The organism is Anaeromyxobacter sp. SG64, from assembly GCF_022690745.1.
In the GTDB taxonomy this organism is placed as follows: domain Bacteria; phylum Myxococcota; class Myxococcia; order Myxococcales; family Anaeromyxobacteraceae; genus Anaeromyxobacter; species Anaeromyxobacter soli.
In genome coordinates this window covers 1-8639 of sequence record NZ_JALCZB010000137.1, presented here as the reverse complement: position 1 = coordinate 8639, position 8639 = coordinate 1, and the positions used below count along the sequence as shown (strand labels likewise).

The 8639-nt window shown below is 73.4% G+C and carries 7 protein-coding genes; 2 read left to right on the top strand and 5 right to left on the bottom strand.

The genetic code is table 11. The annotated features are described in order from the left end of the window. Positions 1-67: 67 nt before the first annotated feature. The gene (gene fusA, locus MNZ29_RS22610) at positions 68-2137 is read left to right on the top strand and encodes an elongation factor G (protein ID WP_243336568.1); all 2070 of its coding nucleotides are present in this window, start codon (positions 68-70) and stop codon (positions 2135-2137) included. 63 nt (positions 2138-2200) lie between these two features. On the opposite strand, the gene MNZ29_RS22605 is transcribed toward fusA, so the two are convergent. The 5 genes from MNZ29_RS22605 to cimA all read right to left on the bottom strand — a co-directional run bounded on the left by MNZ29_RS22605 (position 2201) and on the right by cimA (position 8042). Further along, positions 2201-2467, bottom strand: coding sequence for a hypothetical protein (locus MNZ29_RS22605; RefSeq protein ID WP_242356848.1), 267 nt, complete (start codon positions 2465-2467; stop codon positions 2201-2203). Positions 2468-2734: 267 nt separating this feature from the next. After that, entirely contained in the window at positions 2735-3712 is a 978-nt protein-coding gene (locus tag MNZ29_RS22600) for an aldo/keto reductase (RefSeq protein ID WP_242356845.1), read from the bottom strand. A 42-nt stretch (positions 3713-3754) separates the two neighbouring features. After that, entirely contained in the window at positions 3755-5236 is a 1482-nt protein-coding gene (locus MNZ29_RS22595) for a M48 family metalloprotease (RefSeq protein WP_242356843.1), read from the bottom strand. 176 nt (positions 5237-5412) lie between these two features. Then, the gene (gene leuB / locus MNZ29_RS22590) at positions 5413-6477 is read right to left on the bottom strand and encodes a 3-isopropylmalate dehydrogenase (RefSeq protein ID WP_242356841.1); all 1065 of its coding nucleotides are present in this window, start codon (positions 6475-6477) and stop codon (positions 5413-5415) included. Further along, positions 6474-8042 (bottom strand): citramalate synthase, encoded by a 1569-nt coding sequence (cimA, locus tag MNZ29_RS22585; protein ID WP_242356839.1) that lies wholly within the window; start codon positions 8040-8042, stop codon positions 6474-6476. The genes leuB and cimA overlap by 4 nt, the downstream gene beginning before the upstream one ends. Positions 8043-8106: 64 nt before the next feature. Here cimA and MNZ29_RS22580 point away from each other — a divergent pair, with 64 nt between their 5' ends. Continuing rightward, positions 8107-8613 carry a DUF4112 domain-containing protein gene (locus MNZ29_RS22580; protein ID WP_242356837.1) on the top strand — a complete coding sequence of 169 codons (507 nt, stop codon included), beginning with the start codon at positions 8107-8109 and terminating at the stop codon, positions 8611-8613. The last annotated feature ends 26 nt before the right edge of the window (positions 8614-8639 follow it).

The window sequence follows — 8639 nt, the reverse complement described above, 5'->3', positions numbered from 1 at the left end:
CGCCGCCGCGCGCCGCGCCGCCGTATACTCCTCGCGCGCCGCGGTCGAGGCGGCGCCGGGGGCAGCCATGACGAGCGACGGCCCGAGACCTGCGGCGGGCGAGCGGCGCATCCGCGCCATCCGGAACATCGGGATCATGGCGCACATCGACGCCGGGAAGACGACGCTCACCGAGCGGCTGCTCTTCGTCGCCGGGCGCACGCACAAGATGGGCGAGGTGCACGACGGCCTCGCGGTGATGGACTGGATGGACCTCGAGCGGGAGCGGGGCATCACCATCACCTCCGCGGTGACGAGCTTCGAGTGGCGCGGGCACGAGCTGCACCTCATCGACACCCCCGGCCACGTGGACTTCACGATCGAGGTGGAGCGCTCCCTGCGCGTGCTCGACGGCGCCATCGCGGTCTTCGACGCGGGACACGGGGTCGAGCCGCAGAGCGAGACGGTGTGGCGGCAGGCCGATCGCTACCGGGTGCCGCGCATCGCCTTCGCGAACAAGATGGACCGCGTCGGCGCCGACCTCGCGATGACGCTCGCCTCGATGCGGCGACGCTTCCCGGACCAGGTGATCGCGCCCGTGCAGCGGCCGCTCGGCGCCGAGGCGGCGTTCCAGGGGTTCGAGGACCTCGTCTCCCGGCGCACGCTGCGCTTCGGCGACGTGGACGACCCGCGGGCGTTCACCGAGTCGGAGGGGATCTCGCGCGAGGGCGAGGCCGAGCGCCAGGCGCTCGTCGAGCGGCTCGCCGACGTGGACGACGCGGTGGCCGAGGCGGTCCTCTCGGACGCCTCGGTGGACGAGGGCGCGCTGCGGAGCGCGATCCGGCGCGCCACGCTGACCGGGAGGTTCGTCCCGCTCCTGTGCGGCTCCGCGCTCCGCAACAAGGGGGTGCCGCAGGTGCTCGACGCCGTCTGCGACTACCTCCCCTCCCCGCTCGACGTCCCGCCGGCGCGAGGCGAGGACCCTCGCACGGGCGAGGCGGTGGCGTGTCCGGCCGACGAGCACGCGCCGCTCGTGGCGCTCGCCTTCAAGGTGTCGCTCCTGGACGAGAAGCGGCGGCACGTCTTCGTGCGCGTCTACTCGGGGCGGATCGCCGAGGGCGACACCGTCTGGAACGCGAGCCTGCGCAGGCACGAGAAGGTCTCGCGCGTGCTCCTCATGCACGCCGTGCAGAAGAAGCGGGCGCCCGCGCTCGGGGCGGGTCAGATCTTCGCGGTCACCGGCCTCAAGGAGACGCGCACCGGCGACACGCTCTCCGACCCCGGCCACCCGGTCGTGCTCGAGCGGCTCTCGGCGTACGAGCCCGTCATCTCGCAGGCGATCGAGGCCGCGTCGCTCTCCGACCGCGAGGCGCTCCTCGAGGCGCTCGCGCAAGTCACGGACGAGGACCCGAGCTTCCGCTTCGGCGAGGACCCGGACACCGGTCAGCTCATCGTGTCGGGGATGGGCGAGCTGCACCTCGAGATCGTCGCCGAGCGGCTGCGCCGCGAGTTCGGGCTGGCCGTCCGCACCGGCCAGCCGCAGGTGCTCATGCGCGAGACCCTCACCGCCGAGGGGGAGGCGACCGCCGCGTTCGAGCGGAAGACCGAGGAGCTCGAGCTCTTCGGCGAGGTGACGGTCCGGGTGGGCCCGCTCGCGCGGGGCGGCGGGTTCCGCTTCCGCGTCGACCCCGCAGCGGCGGCGCTGCCGTTCCTGCGCGCCGAGGTGCGCGGGGCGGTCGAGCAGGGCGCGCGCGAGGCGGCGGAGGCCGGCGTCCTCGAGGGCTATCCGCTCCAGGACGTGGAGGTGGTGCTCACCGGCGCGACGTGGCGCGAGGGCGGGTCGAAGCCGATGGCCTACAAGGTCGCCGCGGCCGACGCGGTGCGCGAGGCCGCCGGTCGCGCCCGGCCGGTGCTCCTCGAGCCCGTGATGCGGGTGGAGATCGTCGCGCCCGGCGAGCACCTCGGCGCGGTGATCGGCAGCCTCGACCAGCGCAGCGGGACGATCCTCGACGTGGCGGATCGCGGCGCCGCCACGAAGGCGATCCAGAGCGAGGCGCCGCTGCGCCGCATGTTCGGGTACGCGACCGAGCTCCGGTCGCTCACGCAGGGCCGGGCGGTATTCACGATGCGCTTCGACCGGTTCGACGCCCTGTCGTGAGCGGCCCGCGGCCGCGGCGCTCGGGCCCGACGGCGCCGTGGAGCGTCGATCCTCGACGGCCCGTCAGACCGCCGCGCGGGAGAGCCTGAGCTGCTCCTGCCGCCGCAGCGCCCGGGCGAACAGGAAGAGGAACACCGGGGCGAACAGCGTCACGGCGAGCAGGGCCGCGAGCGCCGTGACCGCCGCCAGGGCCACCGTGAAGGCGACCGCCACGGCCTGCGAGATGAAGTCTCCGAAGGCCCGGAGGCGCTTCGCGATCGAGAGGGGAGCTGCGGGCGCCGCTTGAATCTCTGCCGCGATGGTGACGACCTCGGTCTCGGACTCGCTCATGGGCGTCTCCCGTGTCCAGGTGCTTGGACTCGGGATACGGGGCCCGGCTGACCCGCGCCATGCGGCAACTTGTCGCCCTGTTGAATTAATCCGCGGGGTTGCAGGCCGCGCTTTGACGCCGATCACGTCGCCCACCAACCCGCGTCCCGGGATATCCCACCGGCACAACGAAGTGGACTGATTCAGTCAACATGGACTACATCGGTCCATCACACGCCTTCACCGGAGGAGCTCGGCGAGACTCCAGCCCCATCAGGCACTCGCGCGTCACGTCCACGCGAGCCGCGCGCGCCGCTCCCAGTACGCGGCGGCGGGCTCCGCCAGCGTCGCCAGGGTGGCGAGCTCGGTGGGGGCGAGCACGAGGAGCGCGGCGGCGAGGTTCGAGTGGAGCTGCGCCACGGTGGTGGGGCCGAGCAGCACGACGTCGGCCCATGGCTGCGCGAGCGCCGCGGCGAGCGCGACGGCGTCGGGAGTCGAGCCCCGGGCGCGCGCGAGCTCCGCGAGCGGGCCCGACGCGCCCGCGTCCCCTCGCGCGGTCAGCCGGCCGTTCGCGAGCGGCTCCTTCACCATCACCGTCCGGCCGGCGGCGTGCGCCTCGCGGAGCGCCTCCTCGCAGGAGCGCTCCAGCACGTTCCAGGTGGCCTGCACGCTCGCGAAGAGCGGCGTCCCCCCGCGCGACACCGCGAGCGCGCGCCGGACCGTCTCCGCCTGGCGCACGCCCGTCACGGTGAGGCCCACGCGGACCCCGCCGTCGCGCAGCCGCGCGAGCGCGTCGAGCACCCCCGCGTCGTCGAGCACCCCGGTCTCGAGCGTCGCGGAGTGGATCTGGTAGAGGGCGAGGTGCGTGCCGAGGATCGCGCGCGTCTCGGCGAGCTGCTCCTCGAGCGCGGCGAGGGAGTGATCCTTCACCTCGTGCCGCTCCACGTCGAGCCGCCACCCGCCCACGTAGCGGTAGCCCCACTTCGACGAGACGGTCACCTCGCCGGGCGCGAGGCCGCGCGCGTCGAGCCACGAGCGGACGAACGCCTCCGCGCGGCCGTACGAGCGCGCCGCGTCCACCCATCGGACGCCGGCTGCAAAGGCGGCGTCGAGGACCGCGTGGGCGTGGCGCTCCAGCTGCTCCGGCGAGCGGCCGCCCGCGAGGTCCTCGGCGTGGCCGAGGGTCATGTACGCGGGCCGGCCGATGGCAGCCGTGCCGAGGGCGAGGCGGCGGAGCCGCGCCGCGCCGAGCGCATCCAGTTCCATGGCCGCGAGGTTACCCGACGCGGGCCGGCGCGAGGGAGCCCTTCACGACCCGGGCTGCTGCTGGAGCTGCTTCGCGGGCACACCGCCCGTGATGCGCTTCGCCGTCGTGCCGCCGGGGAGCTTCCCGTCCTTGTCGACGCCGTTCACGATGGCGACGACGTCGAGCGGCACGGTGGACGGGAACTGCTGGTTGAACTCGGAGATCGTCATCTCGCGCGGGACGCGGACGACCTCCACCTTGGCGGGCTGGACGTTCTCCGCGGACTTGTCCGTGAGCGGGCCGAAGGTCGAGAGGGCCTGCTTGAACGTCGCCTCGTAGCCGGAGAACGCCTGGGCCGGGGAGTAGCCGACCAGCTGGTACGTGAGGCCGCCGTGAGACACGAACGACACGATCCCGTTCAGCACGCCCTGGTCCGTCTGCGCCTGGAAGTAGCTCGCGGTCGCGGGCTGTCCCCCGAGCGTCCCGGACTGCGGCGCCTGCAGCGGCTTCACCCCCTCCTGCTGGAAGAACTTCTTCGTCGCCTCCTCGGGCGAGAGCTTCCCGGCGGCCGCGAGCTGGAGGGCCGCGTCCTGCTTCGGGCTCACCGCCACGACCGCGCTCGGGGAGTTCTGCGCCTTCCAGCCCTGCGGGAACTTCATTTGGAACTTGAGGCCCGGGTGCAGGAACGTGTCGCCCTTGAAGAAGCCCTGCCGCGGGTCGTCGCCGAAGACCATCCCGGACACGAGCTGGACGTAGCGATCGTGCTCCACCTTGGCGCCCGGCGGGATCGTCGCCTTGGCGGCCCGCTCGCGCGCGGTCTCGGCGCGGTTGCCCGGGTCGGGGTGCGTCGACTGCCACTCCGGCACGCGCCCCGCCCCCTGCTGCGCGCTGGAGCGCTCCAAAGTGACGAACACCTTGGACATCTCGCGCACGTCGTAGCCCTGCTGCGACATGTACTTGAAGCCGAGCTGATCCGCCTGGCGCTCGGCGTCGCGGCCGTACTTGAGGAACAGGAGCTGGAGCCCCGCGGCGGCCGCCTGTCCCATCTGCGCGAGCTCCGGCGAGACGATCATCCCGACCCCCAGCCCGAGCTGGGCGAGCTGCTGCTTCGAGAGCTGCTCGACCGAGTGGCGCGCCGTGATGTGCCCGATCTCGTGCCCCAGCACGCTCGCGAGCTCGGCCTCGGAGCCGAGGTACGTGAGGATGCCGCGCGTGATGAACACCGGACCGCCCGGCAGCGCGAACGCGTTGACGGTGGGGTCGTCGAGGACGGTGAACTGCCACGGGAGATCCGGCCGCTCCGAGGCCTTGGCGATGCGCATCCCGATCTCGCGGACGTAGGCCTGGACCTTCTCGTCCGGGTAGACGCCCATCTGCTGCTTCACCTGCTCCGCGCTCTGCTTGCCGAGCGCGATCTCCTGATCCTTGGAGACGAGCGAGAGCTCGCGCTTTCCGGTGACCGGGTTCACCGCGCACGCGCCGGCGAGCGCGAGGGCGATCGGGAGGGCGATGAGCGAGCGAGCGGCCGTGGAGCGACGGGTCATGGGAGCAGTCTCCTCGAGCGAACGGTCGAAAGTCGAAGGCGCCCGCCCCGAGGATCACGGACGGGCACGCCTCGAATTCATTTTACGGACCGTTCCTGCTCCGCGCCTCACCCTCGGTCGCCTGGACCCGATGGAGGCGGTCGCGCGGGCGACCGGGCGGGGCCGGACCCGGGCGTTCAACTCGCGAGGCGCCGCAGCACCTCGTCCGCCATCGCCCGGGTGGACAGCGTGCCGCCGAGATCGCGGGTGCGCGCGCCGTCGGTGACGGCCGCGTCCGCCGCCTTCTCGACGGCCGCCGCCTCCGCCTCGAGCCCGAGCGAGTGGCGGAGCATCATCGCGGCCGAGAGGATGGTCCCGAGCGGGTTCGCGATCCCCTTGCCGGCGATGTCCGGCGCGGAGCCGTGGATCGGCTCGTACAGGCCCGGCCCGCCCGCCCCGATGGACGCCGACGGGAGCATGCCCATCGAGCCGGCGAGCACCGACGCCTCGTCGGTGAGGATGTCGCCGAACATGTTCTCGGTGACGACGACGTCGAGCGACGCGGGCGCCGCGACGAGCCGCATCGCGGCGGTGTCCACGAGCATGTGGTCGAGCGCCACGTCGGGGTTCGCCGCGCCGATCGCGCTCGTCACCTGCCGCCACAGGCGCGAGGACTCGAGCACGTTCGCCTTGTCGACCGACGTCACCTTGCGCCGGCGGCCGCGGGCGAGCCTGAACGCGAGCTCCACCACCCGCTGCACCTCGTAGTCGTGGTACTCGAGCGTGTCCACGGCGCGGACGTGACCGTCCTTTTCCTCCCGGCCCTTCGGCTGGCCGAAGTAGAGGCCGCCGGTGAGCTCGCGGATCACGAGCAGGTCCACGCCGGCGAGGCGATCCGCCTTGAGCGGCGACGCGTCCACGAGCGCGGGGTGCACGCGCACCGGGCGCAGGTTCGCGAAGACGCCGAGCCCCTTGCGCAGCCCGAGGAGCCCCTGCTCCGGCCGGACCTTGGCCGCCGGGTCGTCCCACTTCGGCCCGCCGACCGCCCCGAGGAGGACCGCGCTCGAGGCCTGGCAGGCGGCGAGCACCTCCGGCGTGAGCGCGGTGCCGTGCCGGTCGATGGAGCACCCGCCCATGAGGTGCTCGGACAGCTCGAAGACGTGGCCGCCCTTCCGCGCCACCGCCTCGAGCACGCGGATCGCCTCCGCGGTCACCTCAGGCCCGATGCCGTCACCGGGCAGAACGACGATCTTCGCCCTCACGCTTCGCTCCCTCCGTTCTCCGCGGCGATCGTGATCCCGTACTCCAGGGCGTCCACGATCGCGCGCCAGCTCGCCTCGATGATGTTCGGCGAGGCGCCCACCGTGCTCCAGACGCGCTTGCCGTGCTGCGTGTCCACGAGCACGCGCGTGACCGCCGCGGTGCCGTTCTTGCCGTCCAGGATGCGGACCTTGTAGTCGACGAGCTTGAGCTCGGCGATGCGCGGGTAGCGCGGCAGGAGCGCCTTGCGGAGCGCCGCGTCGAGCGCGTCGACCGGCCCGTCGCCCTCGGCGGCGGTGTGCAGGAGTTCGCCGTCGACGCGCACCTTCACCATCGCCTCCGAGAAGAGCCCTCGCCCGTCGCGGTGCTCGACGTTCACGAGGAAGTCGACGAGCTCGAACGGCGCGCGGTACCCCGGATCGTGCCGCTTCATCATGAGCGCCACCGACGCCTCGGCCGCCTCGAACGAGAAGCCGCGCGCCTCGAGCGTCTTGATCTCCTCGAGCACGTCGGCGACCCCCTCGCCCGCGCCGAGCCCCAGCTCCTCCGCCTTCGAGAGCAGGTTGCCGCGGCCGGAGAGCTCGGAGACGACGACGCGCATCTGGTTGCCGACGAGCTCGGGCAGGACGTGCTGGTACGAGGCCGCGTTGCGCCGCATCGCCGCGACGTGGATCCCGCCCTTGTGGGCGAAGGCCGAGCGGCCGACGTACGGGAGGTGCTCGTCGGGGGCGAGGTTCGCGACCTCGGCGACGAGGTGGGAGAGCTCGGTGAGCGACTGGAGGTGGCCCTCGGGCAGGCACCGCAGCCCGAGCTTCAGCTCGAGCCCGGGGATGACCGAGCAGAGGTCGGCGTTGCCGCAGCGCTCGCCGTAGCCGTTGATCGTGCCCTGCACCTGGATCGCGCCCTCGTGCACCGCGGCGAGCGAGGTCGCCACCGCCGTGCCGGAGTCGTCGTGGGCGTGGACGCCGAGCGGCGTCTTCACCCGGGCGCGGACCGCGCGGATGATCTCGGCGGCCTGCCACGGCAGCGTCCCGCCGTTCGTGTCGCACAGCACCAGCGTCTCGGCGCCGCCGCGCGTGGCGGCCTCGAGCGTGGCGAGCGCGTACCCGGAGTCGGCGCGCCAGCCGTCGAAGAAGTGCTCGGCGTCGTAGATGACGCGGCGGCCGCGCTCGCGGAGCCAGGCCAGGCTCTGCTCGATGATCCGCAGGTTCTCGTCGAGGCTCGCGCGCAGCACGTCAGTCACGTGCAGCGTCCAGGTCTTGCCGACCACGGTGCACACCGGCGCGCCCGAGTCGAGGAGCGCCCGCAGGTTCGCGTCGTCCTCCGGCACCCCGCCGACGCGGCAGGTCGAGCCGAACGCCGCGATCGCCGCACGCCGCCAGGGCAGGTCGCGCGCGCGCGCGAAGAACTCGGCGTCCTTGGGGTTCGAGCCCGGCCAGCCGCCCTCCACGAAGGCCACGCCGAGCTCGTCGAGGCGGCGCGCGATCCGGAGCTTGTCCTCGCACGAGAGGGAGATCCCCTCGCGCTGGGTGCCATCGCGCAGCGTGGTGTCGTAGATCTGGATCATGGGCCGTCCGTCGAGAAAGAAGGGGGAGTATACACGCCGCGCGCCCGAGTCTCGGGGCGGTCGCGTGCTCGACGGCGCTGACTTCGAAATCGGCGGCGCCGGCCGGGCGCCCGATCCCAGGCTGCGCGAGGCGCGGCTCGTCGCGCGCTGGCTCGACGCCGCGTTCCGCGTCCCCGGGACCGATCTCCGCATCGGCCTCGACCCCATCATCGGCCTCTTCCCCGGCGTGGGCGACGTCGCGACGAGCGTGGCGGCGGCGTACGTGCTCCTCGTGGCGTGGCGGCTCGGGGCCCCGGCGGTGCTCGTCGCGCGGATGGGGATGAACCTCGCCGTCGACGCGGTCGTCGGCGCGGTGCCGCTCCTCGGCGACCTCTTCGACGCCGGCTTCAAGGCGAACCTCAGGAACGTGCGGCTCCTCGAGACCTGGCTCGCGGCGCCCGCGCCGACGCGCCGCGCGAGCGGGCTCGTCGTCGCGGGCGTGCTCGCCGCGGCGCTCGCCGTGACGGCGGCGGTGGCGTTCGCCGCCATTCGCGTCGCCGCGTGGGCCTACGGCGAGCTGCGGGCGGGCTGACCGGCGCGGCGGGAGCGGGCGCGGGC

Excerpts from the sequence above, each read along its gene's own strand:
- MNZ29_RS22605 (WP_242356848.1), bottom strand. The coding sequence starts at position 2,467 with ATGAGCGAGTCCGAGACCGAGGTCGTCACCATCGCGGCAGAGATTCAA.
- MNZ29_RS22600 (WP_242356845.1), bottom strand. The coding sequence starts at position 3,712 with ATGGAACTGGATGCGCTCGGCGCGGCGCGGCTCCGCCGCCTCGCCCTC.
- MNZ29_RS22595 (WP_242356843.1), bottom strand. The coding sequence starts at position 5,236 with ATGACCCGTCGCTCCACGGCCGCTCGCTCGCTCATCGCCCTCCCGATC.
- fusA (WP_243336568.1), top strand. The coding sequence starts at position 68 with ATGACGAGCGACGGCCCGAGACCTGCGGCGGGCGAGCGGCGCATCCGC.
- cimA (WP_242356839.1), bottom strand. The coding sequence starts at position 8,042 with ATGATCCAGATCTACGACACCACGCTGCGCGATGGCACCCAGCGCGAG.